The organism is Pseudomonadota bacterium (genome assembly GCA_030775045.1).
Taxonomy (GTDB): Bacteria; Pseudomonadota; Alphaproteobacteria; order JALYJY01; family JALYJY01; genus JALYJY01.
Window position 1 is genome coordinate 1 of the sequence record JALYJY010000023.1, and the last position, 19,750, is coordinate 19,750.

At 60.4% G+C, this 19,750-nt stretch carries 27 protein-coding genes; 17 read left to right on the plus strand and 10 right to left on the minus strand.

Going from position 1 to position 19,750, the window contains the following annotated elements; translation table 11 throughout:
• Nucleotides 1-76: 76 nt before the first annotated feature.
• The 5 genes from M3O22_03270 to M3O22_03290 all read right to left on the minus strand — a co-directional run bounded on the left by M3O22_03270 (nucleotide 77) and on the right by M3O22_03290 (nucleotide 4,591).
• Entirely contained in the window at nucleotides 77-706 is a 630-nt protein-coding gene (locus M3O22_03270) for an SGNH/GDSL hydrolase family protein (GenBank protein MDP9195778.1), read from the minus strand.
• Nucleotides 703-1,599 carry a heme o synthase gene (cyoE, locus tag M3O22_03275; protein ID MDP9195779.1) on the minus strand — a complete coding sequence of 299 codons (897 nt, stop codon included), beginning with the start codon at nucleotides 1,597-1,599 and terminating at the stop codon, nucleotides 703-705. The genes M3O22_03270 and cyoE overlap by 4 nt, the downstream gene beginning before the upstream one ends.
• Nucleotides 1,596-3,236, minus strand: coding sequence for a cytochrome c oxidase subunit I (gene ctaD / locus M3O22_03280; protein MDP9195780.1), 1,641 nt, complete (start codon nucleotides 3,234-3,236; stop codon nucleotides 1,596-1,598). The genes cyoE and ctaD overlap by 4 nt, the downstream gene beginning before the upstream one ends.
• 15 nt (nucleotides 3,237-3,251) lie before the next feature.
• The gene (gene coxB / locus M3O22_03285) at nucleotides 3,252-4,136 is read right to left on the minus strand and encodes a cytochrome c oxidase subunit II (GenBank protein MDP9195781.1); all 885 of its coding nucleotides are present in this window, start codon (nucleotides 4,134-4,136) and stop codon (nucleotides 3,252-3,254) included.
• 125 nt (nucleotides 4,137-4,261) lie between these two features.
• Nucleotides 4,262-4,591 carry an EF-hand domain-containing protein gene (locus M3O22_03290; GenBank protein ID MDP9195782.1) on the minus strand — a complete coding sequence of 110 codons (330 nt, stop codon included), beginning with the start codon at nucleotides 4,589-4,591 and terminating at the stop codon, nucleotides 4,262-4,264.
• Nucleotides 4,592-4,754: 163 nt separating this feature from the next.
• Between M3O22_03290 and M3O22_03295 the strand changes: the two genes are divergently transcribed.
• The 12 genes from M3O22_03295 to M3O22_03350 all read left to right on the plus strand — a co-directional run bounded on the left by M3O22_03295 (nucleotide 4,755) and on the right by M3O22_03350 (nucleotide 11,870).
• Nucleotides 4,755-5,279, plus strand: coding sequence for an invasion associated locus B family protein (locus M3O22_03295; protein ID MDP9195783.1), 525 nt, complete (start codon nucleotides 4,755-4,757; stop codon nucleotides 5,277-5,279).
• A 79-nt stretch (nucleotides 5,280-5,358) separates the two neighbouring features.
• Nucleotides 5,359-5,604: a DUF2312 domain-containing protein gene (locus tag M3O22_03300; protein MDP9195784.1), complete on the plus strand. Its 246-nt coding sequence runs from the start codon at nucleotides 5,359-5,361 to the stop codon at nucleotides 5,602-5,604.
• A gap of 160 nt (nucleotides 5,605-5,764) precedes the next feature.
• A complete protein-coding gene (locus M3O22_03305; protein MDP9195785.1) occupies nucleotides 5,765-6,370 on the plus strand; it encodes an SCO family protein in 606 nt (201 codons plus the stop codon).
• A gap of 108 nt (nucleotides 6,371-6,478) precedes the next feature.
• Complete coding sequence (locus M3O22_03310; protein MDP9195786.1) at nucleotides 6,479-6,898, plus strand: DUF805 domain-containing protein; 420 nt, start codon at nucleotides 6,479-6,481, stop codon at nucleotides 6,896-6,898.
• Between the two features lie 21 nt (nucleotides 6,899-6,919).
• Nucleotides 6,920-7,258, plus strand: a complete 339-nt coding sequence (locus M3O22_03315) for an AtpZ/AtpI family protein (protein MDP9195787.1) — start codon at nucleotides 6,920-6,922, stop codon at nucleotides 7,256-7,258.
• A gap of 14 nt (nucleotides 7,259-7,272) precedes the next feature.
• A complete protein-coding gene (locus M3O22_03320; GenBank protein ID MDP9195788.1) occupies nucleotides 7,273-8,022 on the plus strand; it encodes a F0F1 ATP synthase subunit A in 750 nt (249 codons plus the stop codon).
• Between the two features lie 57 nt (nucleotides 8,023-8,079).
• Nucleotides 8,080-8,307, plus strand: coding sequence for a F0F1 ATP synthase subunit C (locus M3O22_03325; GenBank protein MDP9195789.1), 228 nt, complete (start codon nucleotides 8,080-8,082; stop codon nucleotides 8,305-8,307).
• A gap of 29 nt (nucleotides 8,308-8,336) precedes the next feature.
• Nucleotides 8,337-8,903, plus strand: a complete 567-nt coding sequence (locus M3O22_03330) for a hypothetical protein (GenBank protein ID MDP9195790.1) — start codon at nucleotides 8,337-8,339, stop codon at nucleotides 8,901-8,903.
• A 3-nt stretch (nucleotides 8,904-8,906) separates the two neighbouring features.
• Nucleotides 8,907-9,476 (plus strand): F0F1 ATP synthase subunit B, encoded by a 570-nt coding sequence (locus tag M3O22_03335; protein ID MDP9195791.1) that lies wholly within the window; start codon nucleotides 8,907-8,909, stop codon nucleotides 9,474-9,476.
• A 223-nt stretch (nucleotides 9,477-9,699) separates the two neighbouring features.
• Nucleotides 9,700-9,945 carry a hypothetical protein gene (locus tag M3O22_03340; GenBank protein ID MDP9195792.1) on the plus strand — a complete coding sequence of 82 codons (246 nt, stop codon included), beginning with the start codon at nucleotides 9,700-9,702 and terminating at the stop codon, nucleotides 9,943-9,945.
• Between the two features lie 223 nt (nucleotides 9,946-10,168).
• Nucleotides 10,169-10,921, plus strand: coding sequence for an electron transfer flavoprotein subunit beta/FixA family protein (locus M3O22_03345; protein ID MDP9195793.1), 753 nt, complete (start codon nucleotides 10,169-10,171; stop codon nucleotides 10,919-10,921).
• 1 nt (nucleotide 10,922) lies between these two features.
• A complete protein-coding gene (locus tag M3O22_03350) occupies nucleotides 10,923-11,870 on the plus strand; it encodes an FAD-binding protein (GenBank protein MDP9195794.1) in 948 nt (315 codons plus the stop codon).
• Nucleotides 11,871-12,010: 140 nt separating this feature from the next.
• On the opposite strand, the gene M3O22_03355 is transcribed toward M3O22_03350, so the two are convergent.
• A complete protein-coding gene (locus M3O22_03355) occupies nucleotides 12,011-12,496 on the minus strand; it encodes an ATP-binding protein (protein MDP9195795.1) in 486 nt (161 codons plus the stop codon).
• Nucleotides 12,497-12,539: 43 nt separating this feature from the next.
• Here M3O22_03355 and M3O22_03360 point away from each other — a divergent pair, with 43 nt between their 5' ends.
• On the plus strand, nucleotides 12,540-13,286 hold the full coding sequence (locus M3O22_03360) for an HAD family hydrolase (GenBank protein MDP9195796.1): 747 nt from the start codon (nucleotides 12,540-12,542) through the stop codon (nucleotides 13,284-13,286).
• A 3-nt stretch (nucleotides 13,287-13,289) separates the two neighbouring features.
• Here the strand turns inward: M3O22_03360 and pth are convergent, their stop codons facing one another.
• From pth to M3O22_03375, 3 genes are all read right to left on the minus strand, one after another.
• On the minus strand, nucleotides 13,290-13,856 hold the full coding sequence (pth, locus tag M3O22_03365) for an aminoacyl-tRNA hydrolase (GenBank protein MDP9195797.1): 567 nt from the start codon (nucleotides 13,854-13,856) through the stop codon (nucleotides 13,290-13,292).
• A 69-nt stretch (nucleotides 13,857-13,925) separates the two neighbouring features.
• Complete coding sequence (locus M3O22_03370) at nucleotides 13,926-14,669, minus strand: 50S ribosomal protein L25/general stress protein Ctc (protein ID MDP9195798.1); 744 nt, start codon at nucleotides 14,667-14,669, stop codon at nucleotides 13,926-13,928.
• An 87-nt stretch (nucleotides 14,670-14,756) separates the two neighbouring features.
• Nucleotides 14,757-15,170, minus strand: a complete 414-nt coding sequence (locus M3O22_03375; GenBank protein ID MDP9195799.1) for a hypothetical protein — start codon at nucleotides 15,168-15,170, stop codon at nucleotides 14,757-14,759.
• Between the two features lie 621 nt (nucleotides 15,171-15,791).
• Here M3O22_03375 and M3O22_03380 point away from each other — a divergent pair.
• From M3O22_03380 to M3O22_03395, 4 genes are read left to right on the plus strand one after another with little or no spacing between them, the layout of a single operon-like run.
• Nucleotides 15,792-16,274: a hypothetical protein gene (locus M3O22_03380; protein ID MDP9195800.1), complete on the plus strand. Its 483-nt coding sequence runs from the start codon at nucleotides 15,792-15,794 to the stop codon at nucleotides 16,272-16,274.
• Nucleotides 16,274-17,257, plus strand: a complete 984-nt coding sequence (rsmH, locus tag M3O22_03385; GenBank protein MDP9195801.1) for a 16S rRNA (cytosine(1402)-N(4))-methyltransferase RsmH — start codon at nucleotides 16,274-16,276, stop codon at nucleotides 17,255-17,257. The genes M3O22_03380 and rsmH overlap by 1 nt, the downstream gene beginning before the upstream one ends.
• Nucleotides 17,254-17,670 carry a hypothetical protein gene (locus tag M3O22_03390; protein MDP9195802.1) on the plus strand — a complete coding sequence of 139 codons (417 nt, stop codon included), beginning with the start codon at nucleotides 17,254-17,256 and terminating at the stop codon, nucleotides 17,668-17,670. Before rsmH ends, M3O22_03390 begins: the two co-directional genes overlap by 4 nt.
• Nucleotides 17,667-19,442 (plus strand): penicillin-binding protein 2, encoded by a 1,776-nt coding sequence (locus M3O22_03395; protein MDP9195803.1) that lies wholly within the window; start codon nucleotides 17,667-17,669, stop codon nucleotides 19,440-19,442. Before M3O22_03390 ends, M3O22_03395 begins: the two co-directional genes overlap by 4 nt.
• A 103-nt stretch (nucleotides 19,443-19,545) precedes the next feature.
• Here the strand turns inward: M3O22_03395 and M3O22_03400 are convergent.
• Nucleotides 19,546-19,750 (minus strand): hypothetical protein (locus M3O22_03400; protein ID MDP9195804.1); only part of this gene is annotated, 205 nt, incomplete at its 5' end.

A 19,750-nucleotide genomic window follows, 5' to 3' on the forward strand; every position in this document is an offset into this window, starting at 1 on the left:
GTGAAATGGTAAAAAGAAACATCATCCGACCAGCCCATGCTCCTTCAACCCCTGAAGCACCTGCTGGCTGAGGAGTTCATGGCCACGGGCGTTTGGGTGGAGACCGTCGGCCAAGCAGGCTCTCGCTGCTGGCCAGGCGCTGTTCCCATGTCTCAAACACCCGCAGGAAGGGGACTTTTCGTTCAGCGCACAGTTTCTGCAGGTCGTCGTTGTACCGGCGAATGTGGGCCTGCTCGAACCGGAAGCCGGTGATCTGCGGCAAAAGGCCCCGGCGAACGGGATAGCGGGCGATATCGGCTCCTGCGGCCGTCGGTCCCACGATCAGGGTTTTCCATCCCATTTTCTGCACATAATCCAGCATCCCGTGCCACATGAAGATCCGGTCCGGCCAGGGACAGGCCTGTACTCCGGGCCCGACGCCTTCATAGACGCACACGTCGTTAACGCCCAGGGCGATGATCAGGATCGCCGGGTTCAGACGCGTCACGTGGCTGTTGAGCGTGTGCCAGGCATCCAGCGTCGTGTCGCCGCTGACACTGGCGTTCTGGACACCGTATTGCAGGGGGAATTCCCGGGCCAGCTTCTGGGACAGGCGGCTGGCCCAGCCCAGGCCTTCCTCGTCAAAAAAACCCGCCGCGATACTGTCCCCCAGAACGCAGATCTGCTGGACGACCGGGAAGGAAAATGCAACAGCGCCTGGCTTCACAGCCAGACCTGCCGTGCCAGATGGTCTGCTGCCATCAGGCCGAACAGGGCGAACAGGTACAGGATGGAAAAGCCGAACATGCGGCGGGCGGAGCGGTCGGTGGGATCGCGCATGACGCTTACCGCATGGCGGATGAACATGAGGCTGAGCAGCGCTGCGCAGGCTCCGTACGCCTTGCCGGAAAAGCCCAGGAACCATGGGGCCAAGGCCACGGGCAGCAGCAGCAGGGTGTACACCAGCATCTGGATTTTCGTGGCGCGCGGGCCGGCCACAGCGGGAAGCATGGGGATGCCGGCCCTCAGGTAATCGCCGTTGCGGAACAGGGCCAGCGCCCAGAAGTGCGGCGGCGTCCACAGGAAAACCAGCAGAAACATGAGCACGGGAAACAGGCTGACATCGCCCGTCACAGCCGCCCAGCCGATCATGGGCGGGAAGGCTCCGGCGGCACCGCCGATCACGATATTCTGCGGCGTGCGGCGCTTGAGCCACACGGTGTACACGAAAATATAGAACGCCGAGGCGCAGGCCAGCAGCCCCGCCGCGACCCAGTTCACCGCTACGCCCATCAGCGCTACGGCAGCTACGGTCAGCACCACGCCAAACTCCAGCGCCGACTGGGGCGCCATGCGGCCCGCAGGGATCGGCCGCCGCTGCGTGCGCTGCATGATGGCGTCGATATCGCGGTCGTACCACATGTTGATGGCTCCCGCCGCGCCGGACGCCAGCGCGATGCACAGGATGGCCACGCCGGCCAGCAGAGGGTGGATATGCCCCGGGGCCAGCAGCAGCCCCACCACGCCGGTGAAGACTACCAGCGACATGACGCCAGGTTTCAGCAGGGCGATGTAGTCGCGCAGGTCGGCGGTCGGGGTGGTGACAGCAATCTGGCTCATGTCACGTGCGGCTGGACTTCGAACTGGTGGAACGGGGGTGGCGAGCTGACCGTCCACTCCAGTGTCGTGGCGCCCTCGCCCCAATAGCTGGCTCCCACCTTGCGGCCGGCCACCACCGTGTACACGGCGATCACCACAAACATGACAGCTCCGGCGAAGGAAATGTAGCTGCCGATCGAGGCGATCTCGTTCCACCCCGACCACGCATCCGGATAGTCGATATACCGCCGCGGCATGCCCGACAGGCCCAGGAAATGCATGGGGAAAAACGTCAGGTTCACGCCGATGAAGGTGACCCAGAAATGCACGCGCCCCCAGAATTCGGGGTACTGACGGCCCGACATCTTGCCGATCCAGTAATAGAACCCGGCAAAGATAGTGAACAGCGCCCCCAGCGACAGCACGTAATGGAAATGCGCGACTACGTAGTAAGTGTCGTGGAGCACCGTGTCGATGCTGCTGTTGGCCAGCACCACGCCGGTGACTCCGCCCACGGTGAACAGGAAGATGAACCCGATGGCGAACAGCATGGGCGTGTCAAAGCGGATCGACCCGCCCCACATGGTGGCGATCCACGAGAAGATCTTGATCCCCGTGGGCACGGCGATGATCATGGTGGCAGCTGTGAAATAGGCCCGCGTGTCTACGCTGAGGCCCGTGGTGAACATGTGGTGCGCCCACACGATAAAGCCCACAAACCCGATGGAAATCATCGCGTACGCCATGCCCAGATAACCGAATACGGGCTTTTTCGAGAAGGTGGAAATCACGTGACTGACGATGCCAAAGCCCGGCAGGATCATGATGTAGACCTCGGGGTGGCCGAAAAACCAGAACAGGTGCTGGAACAGGACAGGGTCGCCGCCGCCCGCCGGGTCAAAGAACGTGGTGCCGAAGTTCCGGTCGGTGAGCAGCATGGTGATCCCGCCGCCCAGCACCGGCACGGCCAGCAACAGCAGGAACGCCGTGATCAGCATGGCCCACACGAACAGGGGCATCTTGTGCAGCGTCATGCCCGGCGCGCGCATGTTGAAGATGGTGGTGATGAAATTTACCGCACCCAGGATGGACGATGCGCCCGCCAGATGCAGCGCGAAAATCGCCATGTCCACCGACATGCCCGAATGCCCGACGGCGCTGGACAGGGGCGGATACAGCGTCCAGCCCGTGCCTGCGCCCTGGTCCACGAACGCCGACCCCAGCAACAGGAGGAAAGCGGGAATGATCAGCCAGAAGCTGATGTTGTTCAGGCGCGGGAAAGCCATATCCGGCGCGCCGATCATCAGGGGCACGAACCAGTTGCCAAAGCCGCCGATCACCGCCGGCATGACCACGAAAAACACCATGATCAGGCCGTGGGCAGTAATCAGGGTGTTCCACAGCTGGCCGTCGGGCGCGCCATCGGGAGTCATCATGAACTGCACGCCGGGCGCCTGCAGCTCCATGCGCATGTACACAGAAAACAGCCCGCCGATCAGCCCCGCGATCACGGAAAAAATGATGTACAGCGTCCCGATGTCCTTGTGGTTTGTGGACAGGAACCAGCGCGTGAAAAACGGCGGCTTGTGGTCGTGGTGATGATCGTGAGAGCCAGGGGCGTGGCTGGCGGCGTGGGCAGTGTGATGTGCGGCGGTCATGGTTTATTCCATAAATCAGTCAGTTTGAGTCGAAGGAGCAGGGTCTGCGGAGCCCCGTATAAAATTTGCAGGATGGCGTACAGGACCTGACATATCACCAACGACCTGGGGCTGGTGGCCCGGCGCGAAAGCCCAGTTATCCACCAGGTACTGGCGGGCTTTGGCCAGGTCTGTTTTGGCCAGCGCGGCCCAGCCTTCAAACAAATTCCAGGGAACAACCCACACCTCGGCGGGCATGAAGGCGTGGTTGGTGCCACAGATTTCCGAGCACTGGCCGAAGTATACGCCCTCGCGCTCCACCCGTGCCCAGGTTTCGTTCAGGCGGCCCGGGACAGCGTCTTTCTTCACACCCCAGGCCGGCATGGCCCAGGAATGGATCACGTCGCGGGCGGTGACCAGCAGGCGGATGTTTCTGTTCACCGGCAGAACGATAGGGTTGTCGGTGGACAGCAGGCGGATCTGGCCGGGCTTCAGGTCCCTGTCGGGCACCACATAGCTTTCAAAGGTAATGTCCCCGTTGTCCGGATAGGTATATTCCCATGCCCACTGGAATCCGGTGATCTTCAGGGTCAGATCGGCCTTTTCTGTCCTGTCCATGTCGTACAAAATCTTGAAGGACGGAATGGCAATCACCACCAGAATTACCACGGGCAGCACGGTCCAGACGACCTCCAGCAGGGTGTGGTGCGTGGTGCGCGAGGGGTGCGGGTGACGCTTTTCGCTGAAACGCCAGCAGGCATACCCCAGCAAAGCCATGACAAAAACAGAGATAGCAATGCAGATGACCAGCAGGATGTGGTCGTGGAACCAGGCCAGCTGCTCCATGATGGGCGTGGCGGCAGGCTGCAAATTCATCTGCCAGGGAATGGGGGCGCCGGTGGAAATGTTCTCGGAGGCCATGGGGTTTTCTCAGCGAATGTCAGCTCTGAAACCCGCGCACCCTACACTGCTCTCCGTAAATTGCCAATGGCCTGGAAAGCCGCCGGCGATCAGGCAGTCCGGAGACTGCCTGATCCGGTGACGGATTATTCTGTTTCAGACTGGAAACGGTGTTTTTTCTCACCGCGATGCTGATAGCCTTCGTCTTTCATCTTTTTCCGGGCTCCCGCTATTTCTTCCCGGGAGACCTTGCCATCCTTGTTGGCATCCATTTTTGTAAACATCTCGCTGGCCTTGCGGGTATGGGCAGTGACCATTTCCTGCCGGCTCAGGAAACCATCGCCGTTCGTATCCATTTTGCTGAAATGTTCACCACCTGTCCTGCCCTTGCCTCCATCCATGCCGGTTTCGGCCAGTACCGGACCACAGGCAAGAACGATACCTGCAAGGGCCAGCGATGCTATGGTTTTCTTCATGATATCCTCCTGGTTGCTAATACAGGCATGACCTGCCATGCCAGTTGTAACAACAAATATGTTCTAAATATGTGCCGGAAAGAATTTTTCCAACACGTGTTTGCCATAATTCCTGTCTGATATGTCCGGCTATGCGCTGTGCAAGATTTTCCCGGAGTCCCTGATGAAAAAAGCCTTCCCCGTCCTTCTTGCCCTCCTGCTTTGCGGAATCGTCCCTGCCCGTGCGGATGAGGTCATTTCCACCCATGGAAAATGGACGCTGAAATGCGCTGCAATCAAGGAGACAAAAAAGGAAAACTGTATCATTTCCCAGACTGTGGTTGCCATACCAAAGGACAAGGGAAAGCCCACGCCAGGAGTGCTGGGTGTGGCGGTGGGTTACCAGAAGGATAACCCCAAACCCCAGATTGCCTTTAACATTCCGCCGCAGGTTGACGTGAAAACCGGCCTCGGTTTCAGGGTGGACGAGGGTGAAAACTTTTCCATTGCCATTGACGCCTGCAGCAAGGTCAAATGTCTCGCCCGGGACTGGCTTGCCCCAGATATTGAAAAGCTGATGTCTACGGGAAAAACAGCTCTCATCACCTATGTCATCCCACCGCAGAAGGAAAGGCTTGGCATAACCCTGGACCTGGAGGGTTTTACACCGGCCATGAAGGCCCTGCGCACCCGGCTGGGCAAGGGCTGACGTCCCTTTGTGCAAGAACCTTGTTTCACGGAATACGCCAGGGTAACGTCTGCGTCCTGCCGATCTGAGGAGGAATATTATGGGTGACGTTGGTGGCGTTTCGGGCGACAAGCTTCGCCAGTACATCGAAAGACTGGAGCGCCTGGAAGAGGAAAAGGCCGGACTGGCCGCCGATATCCGCGATATTTTTGCCGAGGCCAAGGGCAACGGCTTTGACGTGAAGATCATGCGCCAGATCCTGAAGCTGAGAAAAATGGAAAAAAGTGACCTGCAGGAACAGGAAGAGCTTCTGGATCTTTACAAGCAGGCTCTGGGAATGATATAGGATATGCTCCCGGTCAACGGATAATGGCCATCTGACTTCGGTTTCTCCGCTTCCGGTGCTCATGTACTTGCATGTATACTGCGCTCCGGTTCTCGAAAACCTTGTCATCTGACCCATTCTGCATTGACCGGAAGCATATCCTCCGGGAATGGGAAAAATAATGATGAAACGGCTTGCGGCGCCTGCCCTTCTCCTTGCCATTCTGGCCGGACCTGCCGTGCCCGCCATGCCGGCGCACGCCCATGGCGCCGTGGCAACAGCCACATCGGGGGCTATCGGCGGCCCCTTTGTGCTGACGGACCACACCGGAAAGACGGTGACTGAAAAAATCTTCCTGGGAAAACCTTTCCTGGTCTATTTCGGCTTCACGTCCTGCCAGGATGTCTGTCCTGTGACCCTGTCCTCCGTGGCCCAGGCCCTGGATATGGGCGGAGAGGGAGTAACAGATATCCAGGTTCTTTTCATTACCGTTGACCCGGATCACGACACCCCGGATGTCATGAAGAACTATGTGTCCGCCATCCATCCCCGCCTTGTGGGCCTGACAGGAAGCCCCGGACAGATCCAGAATGCGCTGAAGGCATACCGGGTCTATGCAGCGCCAGCAGAAGATCATACCGGTGGCCACGGATCGCGGCGTATGAACCATTCGGACATGGTTTTCCTGATGATGCCCGATGGCAATTTCCATGATGTTGTGGCCGGCTCTACATCTCCTGCTGACATGAACCGGACTTTCAGGAATCTGGTGGCCCCTGCCTCCTGACAACCGGCCTCCTGTTTTTTTACGCTTGAAAGCAGGACCCTGCCCCTCTAAAAGCTGACTCAACCGGGGCCACAGTGCCCGGGGTCTCTTTCAGAAGGATGCACTCCCATGGATCTGAAGTGGTTCTATTTCTCGTTCAAAGGCCGCATCGGCCGCAAGCAGTTCTGGCTGTATGGTGTCCTTCTGTTCATGCTGTTCTATATGGCGGCCCTCATTCCCCTGATGGCGGTCCAGTATGCCCTAGGCGCTGAACCGCCAGGCGCCTATGTTGGCTACGCTCTGTTTGCCGTTGTCTATGTCATCATGGTCTGGGCCAGCCTGGCTGTGTACGTCAAGCGCGTCCACGACCGGAACCGGTCCGGCTGGTTCCTGCTGATCCAGCTGATCCCCATTGTGGGGGCCATCTGGCTGATTGTTGAGGCAGGCTTTCTGAAAGGCACAGAAGGACCGAATCGTTTTGGTCCCGATCCCCTGGCAGGAACCCCCGGTATGCCCTCGGCACCGGCAAGGACTGTAACCACAGCCTGAACCTTTCCCGCGGGGATTTCCTTGGCAGAACAACCTTCTGGCGGAGACCCCCTCGGGGACCTGGGCAGGCGCCTTGAAAAGGCAAGGGAAGCTGCAGGCCTTGATACGCCTCCTTCCCCTGGCGCTTCAGGAAAGGCTACCGGGGCAGGCGCCAGAATCGGGATCGAGCTTGTCTCGGCTGTTCTGGTAGGCACCTTTCTGGGTCTGGGGCTGGACAGGTGGCTGGGGACAGAACCCTGGGGACTGGTTGTGTTCCTGTTCGCCGGCTGTATCGCCGGGATCCTGAACATCTTCAGGGCCTTCCGGCAGGTTCCGGTACAGGGAGAGGAAACAGGAAACAGGACGACAGGCAAGGACTGAAAGGATAAAAGGACGTGGCAGGACCGCTGGAACAGTTTCAGATCAGGCTTTACGAGCCCGCGCTCCATGTGGGCGGAATCAACGTTTCCTACAACACGTCCGCCCTGTTCATGACTATCGCTGTATTCCTGTCCTGTGCCCTGGTGTTCCTGGGCATGTCCGGAGGCAGGCTTGTCCCGGGGCGGTGGCAGTCGCTGGTGGAGTTCCTGTACGGCTTTGTCCGCAAGCTGGCCACGGATATCGCGGGGGAGAAAGTCCTTCCCTTCATGCCCATCCTGTTCTCGATCTTCCTGTTTGTCCTGCTGGGCAACCTGCTTGGCATGATTCCATATACCTTTACCTATACCAGCCATATCATCGTCACGTTCTCCCTGGCCCTGTTTGTCTTCCTGCTGGTCACCATCATCGGATTTGTCCGGCACGGGCTCCATTTCCTCAGTCTGTTTGTGCCGGCCGGCGTTCCCTGGGCCCTGGCGCCCCTGGTGATCGTGATCGAGCTGGTGTCCTATTTCGCCCGGCCCGTCAGCCTGTCCGTCCGTCTTGCCGCCAACATGCTGGCCGGACACATGATGCTGAAGATCTTTGCCGGTTTCAGTGCCAGCCTGGGCCTCGCCCTGGGGGTCACCGGATATCTGGTGGGCATCCTGCCCATCATGATGAACATTGCCCTGACCGGTTTCGAGATCTTTGTGGCCGTCCTGCAGGCCTATGTGTTCACCCTTCTTTCCTGCGTCTATCTCCGTGATGCTTTGGAGTTGCATTAGCGTCCGGTGTCATCTATGTAACCCCCATCTTTCATCTTTTTATCAGGGAGATCATCCATGGAACTTCAGGTCGCCAAAGTCTTCGCCGCCGCGCTCGCCATGCTGGGCACAGCCGGCGTGGGCATAGGCCTGGGAAATCTGGTCTCGAACTGGCTGGCCGCCATTGCCCGCAATCCTGGCGCCGCGCCCCAGCTGCAGCAGACCGGCATTATCGGCATCGCCCTGACCGAGGCCATCGCCCTGTTCTCGCTGGTCGTGGCCATGCTGATCCTGTTCGTCGCCTGACAGCCGTGACGTTCTTCCGGGACAGTTCCATGAAGCGTGCTTTCTTTCTGTCAGCCCTGGCAGGGACGGCTGTTGCTGTATTCCCTGCCATGGCGGCTGAAGGAAAACAGGGATTGCCCCAGCTGGATCCCGCCTATATTGCCCCCCAGATTTTCTGGCTGGTGGTGATATTTTCCGCCTTCCTGGCGTTCATGTTCTTTCTGGGTGTTCCCCGGATTGAACGTACTTTGGCCCGGCGGCACAAGGTCATTGCCGATGACATCGACCAGGCCTCTGCCATGAAAGCAAATGCCGATGCCCTGGTGGCCCGCTACCAGGAGAGACTGGACAAGGCACGGCAGGAAGCCCAGGCCTTTCTTGCCGCAGAATCCTCCCGCTTTGCATCAGAATCGGCTTCCCGCCACGCGACCCTGTCCGTCAGCCTTCTGGGCAAAACCCAGAAAGCCGAAACCGCCCTGGCGGAAGCGCGGCAGAAAGCACTGGCAGCCTTGGAATCGGCAGCTGCCGGTCTGGTGAACGATGTGCTGTCCGCCGTGTCAGGCAAGACCGCAAACTCCCCCGACAGCGGCCACGCTGTCAGAAGCGTTGTGGAGTAAACCATGCCCGCTGCAGAAGCTGTCACAGAAACCGTTCAGGAAACTGCTCTGGAAGCCCACGCAGCCCCTGTCGCAGCGCACGGCGGCGGGATCCTGTCCCATGCTGAAGTGTGGCTGACCGTTGCCTTTGTGATCTTTGTGCTGGGCGTTTTCAGACCTGTGAGACGGGCCATCGTTACCTTTCTGGACAAGCATATGGCCCGGGTCCGCTCCGAGCTGGATGAGGCCCGCCAGCTGTGTGAGGATGCCCGCAGGGTTCTGGCTGATATCGAGCGCAAATACCAGAACGCCATCGGTGAGAGTGAAACCATTCTGGCCCACGCCCGCGAACAGGCAGCCCATATCCGTTCCGCCGCCGAAGCCGAACTGGACCGCCACCTGAAACGCCGCGAGCAACAGGCCATGGAAAAAATCGCGCTGGCCGAAGCTGCCGCGATCCAGGACATCCGCAACCGCCTGGTGGACCTTGTCATGACAGCCAGCTGCCAGGCTCTCTCTGCAAAAATGTCCACTGCGGACCAGAGCCCGCAGATCGAGCGGGATCTGGCCGAGATTTCCCGGAAGCTGCATTAGGTATCCGGAACAGCCTTTCCCATATGATGTCATCCTGAGCGGAGCGTCACAGCGTGACGCGCAGTCGAAGAATCTGATCCAGCAAAAAGATCCTTCGGTCGTTTCACTCCTTCAGGATAACAATAACCGACTTTTACAGAAGTCTGCCGCCGTTAAGCTGTTGTTAACACCTCCCCCTGTAAACAGGACATGACAGTGCAACACCGGACGAAGGGAGGCTTCCATGATTTTGACCCACAAATTCAGAATTCCAGCCCGCACCCTCAAACGCCACATTCTGGGCGTGTTCCGGAAAGCCCTGTTCAGCCAGCCCTCGCGGTCCCTGTTGACAGGATATTTTGATATCTCACTGGGCCGCGTGGTCATGGGACAGCCCTGCCCTGTCCACAGCCGGACGCTGCATCACGCGCACCTGCAGGCCGACAGAACCTGCCGCGGCCTGTCGGGCAGCTGTCACCTCAGCAGCTGAAAAAAGACCATAAATCTGTTCACAAACCCGCTGCCGTGAGCGGATTGCCACCGTCTTCCGAGAACCGGAGCGAAGCGTACGTAAAAGTACGTGAGCACCGGAAGCGTAGAAAGACAAGGCAGGACGCCATGGCAGTCAGGGTTTGAACAGGTTTGGTCGTTGACACCCATTCCATCGGGACCTATCGTCGGAAACACCCGTTGTTTCCGGCGATGGTCCGTTCATGAAAATCCTCGTTCCAGTCAAACGTGTCATTGATTCCAATATCAAGGCCCGCGTGAAGGCCGACCAGACCGGGGTGGATCTGGCCGGCGTGAAAATGTCCATGAACCCCTTCGACGAGATTGCGGTCGAGGAGGCCCTGCGCCTGAAAGAGGCTGGCAAGGCCACCGAGGTCATCGCCGTCACCATCGGCAGTGCCGCATGTGTGGAGACCCTGCGCCAGGCCATGGCCATGGGCGCGGACCGGACTATCCATGTGCCCACCGACCTGGAAACCCAGCCCTTGGCGGTGGCAAAGGCCCTGAAGGCCGTCGTGGCAAAGGAAAATCCTGACCTGGTCATCATGGGCAAGCAGGCCATCGACGACGACGCCAACCAGACCGGCCAGATGCTGGCCGCCCTTCTGGACTGGCCGCAGGGCACCTTTGCCTCGAAAATTACTGTAAACGACAACAAAACTATCACCGTCATACGGGAAGTGGATGGCGGGCTGGAGACGCTGGAGCTGACCCTGCCTGCCGTGGTGACCACGGACCTGCGCCTGAACCAGCCGCGCTATGCCTCCCTGCCCAACATCATGAAGGCGCGGCAGAAGCCTGTTACAACCCTGTCACCGCAGGATCTGGGCGTGGACATGACCCCGCGCCTGAAAACCCTGAAGGTGACCGAACCGCCAAAGCGCAAGGGCGGGATCAAGGTCTCGTCGGTCCAGGAGCTGGTGGACAAACTGCGCAACGAAGCCAGGGTGGTCTGAAATGGCGATTCTCATTCTGGCAGAACCTGTCGCCGGAGCCCCCTCCCCTGCCACCCTCAGCACCATTACCGCTGCCCGCAAGCTGGGCAATGACGTACATCTGCTGGTCGCCGGCCAGGGCATGGATGCCGCAGCAAAAGCCGCCGCGCAGATTACCGGGGTCAGCAAGGTTCTGGTGACGGACCATGCCTCGCTGGCACAGGGACTGGCAGAAGCCCTCGCGCCCGTCGTGGCCGAAATGGCGAAGCAGGGATACAGCCACGTCCTAGCGCCCGCCACGACCTTTGGCAAAAACGCCCTGCCCCGCGTGGCCGCGCTGATGGATTCGGCGCAGGTGTCAGACGTTATCGCTATCCACGGACCCGACACCTTTGACCGCCCTATCTATGCGGGCAATGCCATCGCTACAGTCCAGTGCGCCGATCCGGTCAAGGTTCTGACCATCCGCCCTACCGCCTTTGACGCCGCGCAGGCCACGGGCGGAACCGCAGCGGTGGAGACCGTCCCTGTCCAGCCCTCCGTAACTGTCCGGTCGCGGTTTGTGGGGCTCCAGAAGGCCGAATCCGCACGGCCTGAACTGACCTCGGCCCGCGTGGTAGTCTCCGGCGGCCGTGGCTTGGGATCAAAAGAGAACTTCAAAATGCTGGAAGCGCTGGCCGATACCCTGAATGCCGCGCTGGGCGCCAGCCGGGCCGCCGTGGACGCCGGCTATGTGCCCAACGACTGGCAGGTGGGCCAGACGGGCAAGATCGTGGCACCGGAGCTTTATATCGCCGTGGGCATTTCGGGCGCCATCCAGCACCTGGCGGGCATGAAGGACAGCAAGGTGATCGTGGCCATCAACAAGGACGAGGAAGCCCCGATCATGAAACTGGCCGACTATGCCCTGGCCGGCGACCTGTTCACCCTCGTGCCCGAACTGACCGCGGCACTGGGGAAGAAGACATAGAGATACCCGTTGCGTCTTTGTGTCATCCCGACCGAGCGCAGCGAGCGGAGGGATCTTTTTCATAAAAAGAGATCCTTCGACTTCGCATCCTTTCAGGATGCTTCGCTCAGGATGACAATAAAGGGAAGCAGCAGAGGCCGCTACGAACTGACAACCACCGCCTCCTCGTCCAGACCCAGGGGCTCGAAGCGGGTGCGGAACAAGGCGATGGCGTTTTCGTCAATAAACATGGCCCCCGGCGGCATGTCAGCGGTGCGTTTCAGAACGCGGGAGCGAGTCACGTCATCCGGGCACTGCAGGGCGTAGAGCCTGGCTGTGGCTCCCCAGGCAGCGGCTTTTGCACGGGCTTCATCCCGCTCTACCCGTGTCCAGAATCCCTGATCGAAAATTACGTCCTGTTCGCGCTGCAGAAACTGCCCGATCATCTTCCAGATCATGCCCTCAACCCGCTCCAGATACTCCTGAAACAGTCCCTCAGGCGGGTTGGAACCATAAAAATGGATCATCCACTCGTCCAACGTGAACCGGACAGCGCCTGTCTCCTGCTCCAGCCTTTTTGCAAAAGTCGTCTTCCCCGCGCCTACAAACCCGTGGATCAGGTGCAGGATTGGTTTTTTTCTATTCATCGGCCCTCACAATTCCTTCCGGAAAGTATTCTGGCATGGTTCAATGAGCCACTTCAATGGACAGGGACAGACAATGTATTTCCGCAAATCCTGTATTTTTGACCTGGATGGAACCCTGTGCCACGGAGAGGGTCATACGGATGTTATTGACCAGTTCATGCAGCGGATAACACTGTTTGCCAGCGGGATTACACGTATTGAACCCGGCCCTGATCTGCGCCAGCTGCTGTCTTTATATTACCGGAAATATGGAACAACAGTCCGCGGTCTTATGGAACATTACGAGGCAGACCCGACAGAAGCCAACGAATTCGCTATCAATGGGATCGACTATTCTGTCATTCCTGCTGATCCGGAACTGGCCGCAGCAATGGAAAATGGCCGCAGGGCGGGGCTGGACTTCGGCATTTTCACAGCCTCACCCCGCCGGCATACGGATCTGGTTCTGGGTCGGCTTGGCGTGGATCCAGACCTTTTCAACCTGGGAATTTTCACGGCAGACCACGTCAATTTTTCTCCAAAGGTATCCGTATTCGGATCCATGCTTTCATTTATGGGGATCGATACACCCCGGAAAGCCTGCATGCTGGAGGATACAGTCAAGGTTGCAAAGGCCGCGAAGGACGCCGGAATGCAGGCCGTTCTGGTGACTGATGACCCACAGGCCAGGGAAAAGCACCCTTTCATCGATCTGGCAGTGTCCGGTGTATGTTCCTTTCTCCGGACTGTCACGGCTGCCAGAACCCGGGCAGGCCGACAGCTGTATCTTCCCGCTGTACCCGGCCTGTAGAAATCAGGGTTTTCCCGTAACCCGTCCCGCGTACTGCTCCGGCTGGCCGGCGGCCATCAGGGGGAATTCCTGTGCCAGGCGATCCAGCAGGGGTACGACCCAGCTGTCCACCTCCTCGCGCCCGAAATCATGCAGTACATAGCCGGAGACCCTGTCCCGGTGGCCCGGGTGGCCGATGCCAAGGCGTACGCGCCAGTAGTCCGGCCCCACATGCTGGTCCAGGGAACGCAGGCCGTTGTGTCCTGCGTGGCCCCCGCTCTTCTTGATGCGCACCGTACCGGGCACCAGGTCCAGCTCGTCGTGGAACACGATCATGTCGGCCGGGGGTACCTTGTAGAACCGCAGGGCCTCGCCCACCGCCTGGCCGGACAGGTTCATGTATGTCTGGGGCAGCAGCGCCAGGACCTTGCGGCCCTCCACGGTCCCTTCTGCAATTTCGGCCTGGAAACGCCTGCGCCAGGGGGAAAAGCCGAAGCGGCCGGCAATCACCTGGACCGCCATGAAACCGATATTGTGGCGCTGGCGCGCGTGCTGTTCTCCGGGATTGCCCAGTCCGACGATCACAAGCATGATAATCCCCAAAGGAAAGGGGGGGCACCGTCTCCGATACCGCCCCTCTCACAATACCCTGATACGGTTTTATTTTCCAGGGGCTGGCTTTGCGCCAGCTGCAGGCTTCGCGCCCGCAGCACCAGCCGCCGGCTTGGCACCCGCAGCAGGTGCAGCCGCACCGGCAGCCGGAGCCGCAGCGCCCGGGGCTGCAGCAGCCCCTTCTGCTGTAGCAGCAGCGGCAGGCGCAGCCTCCTCCACAGGAGCAATGGTCGGCGCGGCAATGGTGACGATGGTGTAGTCCTTTTCCTGGCCGGCCGGTGTAACGCCGGCAGGAAGCTGGACACTGGCCAGATGGATACTGTCGCCCATGTCCAGGTTGCCCAGATCCAGGACGATCTTTTCAGGAATGTCCGAGGCCCGGCAGTTCAGGGACAGGGTATGGCGGACAATGTTCAGGACGCCGCCTGACTTGATGCCCGGGCACTTGTCCGCGTTGATGAATTCCACGGGAATTTCAACGGCGATGATGGAATTGGCGCCCACCCGCAGGAAATCCACATGGATGGGGCGGTCTGTCACAGGGTCAAACTGCACATCACGGGGCAGACAACGCTCGGCAGCGCCGTTGACTGTCACATCCACAAGGCGGGTAAAGAATCCGGCCTTGTTGATGGCTGTGGTCAGCTCTTTTGCGGTGATGGAAACAAGAGCCGGGGCAGCCTTGTTGCCATAGATAACTCCGGGAACATGGCCCTCGCGGCGTGTCTGGCGGGCGTTCCCCTTTCCGGCCCGTTCACGCGGCATGGCTGCCATCGCAGTGACTTTCGTCATGGTTTTCTCCTTGGATACAGAATTGCTCCGCCAGCCTCCAGGGGTGCGGCGAAGTGGGGCACTGGATAACAGCAAACCCCCGCCGGGTCAAGTTTTTGGCGCGGGGGAAGGCACCAGCGGGCGTGAAGGCTGAACCTGCCAGTTTTCAATACGCAGGGACACCCATCCCCCCAAAAGACCCGTCAGGGCTGCTGTCAGCTCCAGATAAGCCTCCCTGGGTGTCAGGGCCCCACGGTCGGCGGCCAGGGACAGGACCAGATTGCCGGGATCTGACACATCCAGGGCCACCCGGCTCCCTTTGGCGATGTGCATAAGGGCAACAACACCTGCGGGCATATTTCTTCCAAAGCGATCCATAATCCGGATGCCCAGCCGGATCCCGGAAATACCGGAACCTTCAGGCAAAGTGTGCGTCAGCCTGTGAACGTCCTGGTACAGGGCGTTCAGCGTCAGCATTGTATGTGTGGTATCGCTCAGGACCAGTTGTGTATGGGCAGTCATGGTCTTTTTCCTTTTCCTGTCCGGGTTGCGGCCTGTCCGGCGGTCCGTACGGAAAAGGAAAAGGCCGCTGGATGCGGCCTTGCGGGGGTTTATGACAGGGTTTTCGCCTACAATATTCCGCGGCCGCCAGAGATGACGGAACCACAAAATCGGGAAAAGGCGAAAAATCCTGTCATGGGGTTTACCGTAAACTATTGCTTCTGAAAGTAAACAAGGAAATCCCGCCATGCCTGCTCCCCTTTTCTCCATCACCGGAAAACGCATCCGGGTTGCCGGGCACAGGGACTGAAGGATACATACGCCTGGTTCCTGGACCAGCAAGCAGGCGCTGTAGGGGACATGGCTGAAGCCCGGATATAATCAGGATTGCTGTCATCCCGGACAAGCGCAGCGCGATCCGGGATCCATTTTCTGTTGTCATCAAAAGAAAACTGGACCCTGGATCACCTGTAGCGCAAGCGCTTGCGCGGCGTGAGTCCGGGGGGACAGCTGTTTTTTATTTCCGCCTGAACCAGAAAATTCCCGTCTGTTTCCATTGCAACCCATGTTGTCCCATGATATACCATAAGAACCCATCCCTGCGGGATCCGGTACGGCCAGAACCGGGGAAAGAGAGCGCCCATGGCCATCTTCCTGTCCACATATACCAACAAGGTGGACAGGAAAGGCAGGGTTTCTGTTCCCTCTTTGTTCAGGTCAGAACTGTCGCGTGAGGCAGACCAGAGCGTCGTCGTGTTCCCGTCTCTCCAGCACCAGGCGCTGGAGTGCTGCAGCCGTCGGTGGCTGGAGGATTTCAGCGCAAACCTGGACCACATGGACCTTCCGGCCGAGGACAAGGACATCCTGGCCACCACCATTTTCGGCGGCTCGGTCGCCCTGCCCATGGATACCGAGGGCCGTATCCTGCTGCCCGGCAACCTGTTGGATTTTGCCGGCCTGACTGACCAGGCGGCCTTTTTCGGGGCCGGCGCCACGTTCCAGATCTGGGAGCCCTCGCGTCTGGCTGCCCGTTCGCTGCAGGCGCGCGACCAGGCCCGCGCCCGCAACATCAGCCTGCGCATGATCCGGCCGGGCAACAGCAACACTGGCGGAGGCCGTCCGTGATGGCCGCAGCCTTGCAAACTCCTTCCCCGTACAGCCATGTGCCCGTCCTGTGCGCCGAGGTGGTTGAGGCCATGGCCCCCGCCGCCGGCAAGGTTCTGGTAGACGCCACGTTCGGCGCGGGCGGCTACAGCCGCGCCCTGCTGAACGCCGCGCCCTGCCAGGTCTTTGGCATCGACCGTGACCCGCGCGCCATTCCCCTGGGACACGCCCTGGCCGACCAGTTTCCCGGACGTTTTACCCTGCTTCATGGTCCCTTCAGCCGTATGGAAAGCCTGCTGGCCACACAGGGGATCACAGCCGTAGGCGGTATCTGCTTTGACCTCGGCATTTCATCGCCCCAGATTGACGATCCGCAGCGGGGATTTTCCTTCCGCCACGAAGGGCCGCTGGACATGCGCATGGCGCAGGAAGGCCCCACAGCCGCTGACCTGGTCAACACCCTGCCCGAGCAGGATCTGGCCAAAATCATCCAGGACCTGGGCGAGGACCGGATGGCCCGGCGCATCGCCCGCGCCATCGTGAATGAACGGGCGACAGCGCCCATTATCACGACAGGTCGTCTGGCCAGCATTGTGCGGTCCGTGGTGCCGCGGTCGAAAAACGGCATCGACCCCGCCACCCGCACCTTCCAGGCCCTGCGTATCCAGGTGAATGACGAGCTGGGAGAACTGGAAAAAGCCCTCAGCGCTGCCGCGCGCCTGTTGAAGCCCGGCGGGCGGCTGGCCGCTGTCTCGTTCCATTCGCTGGAAGACCGCACCGTCAAGGAGTTCATGCGCAGGCATGGCGGACAGGACAGCGCGCCGTCCCGCCACGCCCCGCCGCATCCGGAACAGGGTCAGCCCCCCCTGTTCCGGACCCTCACCCGCAAGCCTGTCGAGCCTTCGCCGGCAGAGACTGCAGCCAACCCCCGGGCCCGCTCGGCCCGCCTGCGCGTGGCTGTACGGACAGACTCACCTTTCCCTTCTGAAGGACGGACCCCATGAAAAAGCGCTGGCGCAATACTCTCTGGCTGTCCCTGGCTGCTGTGTCGGGCGTGGTCCTGTTCCACACCAGCTATCAGGCACAGATCCTGGAAGACCGCCTGGCCACCCTGAACCGCCAGATCCTGGCTGAACAGGAATCCGTGCGCGTCCTGAAGGCGGAATGGAGTTATCTGAACGATCCCGACAGGATCGAGCGCCTGAGCCAGCAGTACCTTGTCCTCCAGCCCACAGCCGGAAGCCAGTTCGCTTCCCTGGATGGCATTCCTGAAAGACTGCCCGGCCTGCCGCGGGAGCGCTATTCCATCACCAGCATGCGGTCCCCGGCACAGGACACTCCCCCGCTCCTGCCCGCCCGCAGGCCCGCGCCCGCCCTGCCCGCAACACTGGCCAGCTTTCCCGGAACCAGCCCATGAGACAGAACACACCCGTTGAGCAGCTGTCCCTGCTGGATATCCGCCAGCCTTCCACCCGCCTGCGCACCGAGCCGGACAACAGTGGCGGCGTGTTCATGGAGCAGGCGCGCCAGAGACTCCGGCTGGCCAGCTTTGCCTTTATCTTCTGCTGCCTGGCTGTCTCCTGGCGGCTGGCAGAGGCCATGACCATGCGGCCGGACGTGGAGACCGGCCTGCGCCGCGCCGCCATCGTGTCCACCGCCCAGGGAATGCGGGCCGACATCACCGACCGCAATGGCGAGCTTCTGGCCACATCGCTGATGGCTGCCTCGGCCTATGCTGACTCCCGCCTGGTCCTGGATCCGGAAGAAACCGCGTCCCGCCTTGTAAAAGCCCTGCCCGGCCTGAACCGGAAAGAGGTTCTGGCCAAACTGAAAAGCGGCAAGCACTTTGTGTGGATCAGGCGTCACCTGACCCCGCGTGAGCATGCAGCCGTCCACCGCCTGGGACTGCCTGGTATCTCGTTCCAGCAGGAAGAGCGCCGCATCTGGCCGGCAGGTCCGCTGGCCGCCCACGCGGTAGGTTTTACGGGTGTGGATGGATCGGGTCTGATGGGGATCGAGCGGTCTTTTGACCAGACCCTGCGCACCTCGGCCACCCCCCTGCAGCTGTCCCTGGACATGCGGATCCAGCACATCCTGAAGCGCGAGCTGAAGGCCTCCATGGATGAGTTCCACTCCACGGGCGGCAGCGGCGTCGTCATGGATGCCCGCAACGGGGAAATCCTGGCTATGGTCTCGCTGCCGGACTTTGACCCCAACGCCCCGGCGGGCATCACCGACAGCGCCATGTTCAACCGCGCCACCCTGGGCGTGTACGAAATGGGCTCGACCTTCAAGATCTTCAACACAGCCCTGGCCCTGGAAAGTGGCCTGGCAGACCTGTCGGACACGTTCGACGCCACACGGCCCATCCGGGTGGGCAAATACTCCATCAGCGACTTTCATCCTGAAAACCGCTGGCTGACCACGGCCGAGATCTTTCGCTATTCCTCGAACATCGGATCCGTACGCATGGTCCAGAAAGTGGGTACTACCCGCCAGAAGGAGTTTCTGGAGCGCCTTGGCCTCACCCGCAAATCGGGGATCGAGCTTCCTGAAACCGGCATCCCACAGCTTCCCCGCCCCTGGAACGATGTCAGCGCCATGACCATTTCCTTTGGTCACGGCATGGCCGTCAGCTCCCTGAACATGGTCAGCGCCACAGCCTCTGTCATCAACGGCGGGACACTGGTCACACCGACCCTGGTCCGGCGCACACAGCTCTTTGAGGGCCGGCGCGTCATCTCACCCGAAACTTCGGACCAGATGCGCCGCCTGATGCGCCTGGTAGTCACAGAAGGCACGGCGATGAAAGCGGACGCCCGCGGCTATCTGGTCGGCGGCAAAACGGGAACAGCTGAAAAAAGCGGTGCAGGCGGATATGAGAAAAGCTCCCTGCTGTCCTCGTTTATCGGAGCCTTTCCCGCCCACGATCCGCAGTACATTGTGTTTGTGATGCTGGACGAGCCCCGCGGCAACGCCCGGAGCTATGGCCTCGCCACCGCCGGCTGGACCGCAGCCCCGCTGGCCGGACGCATCATCGCGCAGATGGGCCCCCTGACGGGAATGAAGCCGTATGACAGCAACAGTCCGGAGATCCGCCAGGCCCTGAAACTGGATATGCCCACCGGCGGCAAGGCGCTGGCGTCCTTTTCGCCGGATGATGGGGGTGGGGTCGGCGTCGGAGAGTAGGCCGCACTTTTTTGTCATCCTGAGCGCAGCAAAGGATCTTTCTTTCAGAAAAAGATCCTTCAGTCGCTGTCACTCCTTCAGGATGACAGCTATAAGGACGGAATTACACCACCGCAGCCCGTGGCGACGGAACCTCAGACAGCGCCCGCCCCACAGTCTCCAGAATATCCACAAGGCTGAAGGGCTTGGACAGAAACGAGAAAACACTCCCCGCCGCTTCTGCAGCCCGGGCCCGCTGGTGTCCCGACGGATAGCCGGTCATGAGGATCACCTGTATTTCCGGACAGGTCCCGGCCACATGCCCGGAC

Coding starts and splice junctions, on each gene's coding strand:
- M3O22_03380 (MDP9195800.1), top strand. CDS start 15,792: ATGGCCATCTTCCTGTCCACATATACCAACAAGGTGGACAGGAAAGGC.
- M3O22_03370 (MDP9195798.1), bottom strand. CDS start 14,669: ATGACGAAAGTCACTGCGATGGCAGCCATGCCGCGTGAACGGGCCGGA.
- pth (MDP9195797.1), bottom strand. CDS start 13,856: ATGCTTGTGATCGTCGGACTGGGCAATCCCGGAGAACAGCACGCGCGC.
- M3O22_03330 (MDP9195790.1), top strand. CDS start 8,337: ATGAAGCGTGCTTTCTTTCTGTCAGCCCTGGCAGGGACGGCTGTTGCT.
- M3O22_03350 (MDP9195794.1), top strand. CDS start 10,923: ATGGCGATTCTCATTCTGGCAGAACCTGTCGCCGGAGCCCCCTCCCCT.
- M3O22_03395 (MDP9195803.1), top strand. CDS start 17,667: ATGAGACAGAACACACCCGTTGAGCAGCTGTCCCTGCTGGATATCCGC.
- M3O22_03290 (MDP9195782.1), bottom strand. CDS start 4,591: ATGAAGAAAACCATAGCATCGCTGGCCCTTGCAGGTATCGTTCTTGCC.
- M3O22_03345 (MDP9195793.1), top strand. CDS start 10,169: ATGAAAATCCTCGTTCCAGTCAAACGTGTCATTGATTCCAATATCAAG.
- M3O22_03360 (MDP9195796.1), top strand. CDS start 12,540: ATGAGCCACTTCAATGGACAGGGACAGACAATGTATTTCCGCAAATCC.
- M3O22_03335 (MDP9195791.1), top strand. CDS start 8,907: ATGCCCGCTGCAGAAGCTGTCACAGAAACCGTTCAGGAAACTGCTCTG.
- M3O22_03340 (MDP9195792.1), top strand. CDS start 9,700: ATGATTTTGACCCACAAATTCAGAATTCCAGCCCGCACCCTCAAACGC.
- M3O22_03390 (MDP9195802.1), top strand. CDS start 17,254: ATGAAAAAGCGCTGGCGCAATACTCTCTGGCTGTCCCTGGCTGCTGTG.
- M3O22_03305 (MDP9195785.1), top strand. CDS start 5,765: ATGATGAAACGGCTTGCGGCGCCTGCCCTTCTCCTTGCCATTCTGGCC.
- ctaD (MDP9195780.1), bottom strand. CDS start 3,236: ATGACCGCCGCACATCACACTGCCCACGCCGCCAGCCACGCCCCTGGC.
- M3O22_03355 (MDP9195795.1), bottom strand. CDS start 12,496: ATGAATAGAAAAAAACCAATCCTGCACCTGATCCACGGGTTTGTAGGC.
- M3O22_03310 (MDP9195786.1), top strand. CDS start 6,479: ATGGATCTGAAGTGGTTCTATTTCTCGTTCAAAGGCCGCATCGGCCGC.
- rsmH (MDP9195801.1), top strand. CDS start 16,274: ATGGCCGCAGCCTTGCAAACTCCTTCCCCGTACAGCCATGTGCCCGTC.
- M3O22_03300 (MDP9195784.1), top strand. CDS start 5,359: ATGGGTGACGTTGGTGGCGTTTCGGGCGACAAGCTTCGCCAGTACATC.
- M3O22_03375 (MDP9195799.1), bottom strand. CDS start 15,170: ATGACTGCCCATACACAACTGGTCCTGAGCGATACCACACATACAATG.
- M3O22_03295 (MDP9195783.1), top strand. CDS start 4,755: ATGAAAAAAGCCTTCCCCGTCCTTCTTGCCCTCCTGCTTTGCGGAATC.
- M3O22_03325 (MDP9195789.1), top strand. CDS start 8,080: ATGGAACTTCAGGTCGCCAAAGTCTTCGCCGCCGCGCTCGCCATGCTG.
- cyoE (MDP9195779.1), bottom strand. CDS start 1,599: ATGAGCCAGATTGCTGTCACCACCCCGACCGCCGACCTGCGCGACTAC.
- coxB (MDP9195781.1), bottom strand. CDS start 4,136: ATGGCCTCCGAGAACATTTCCACCGGCGCCCCCATTCCCTGGCAGATG.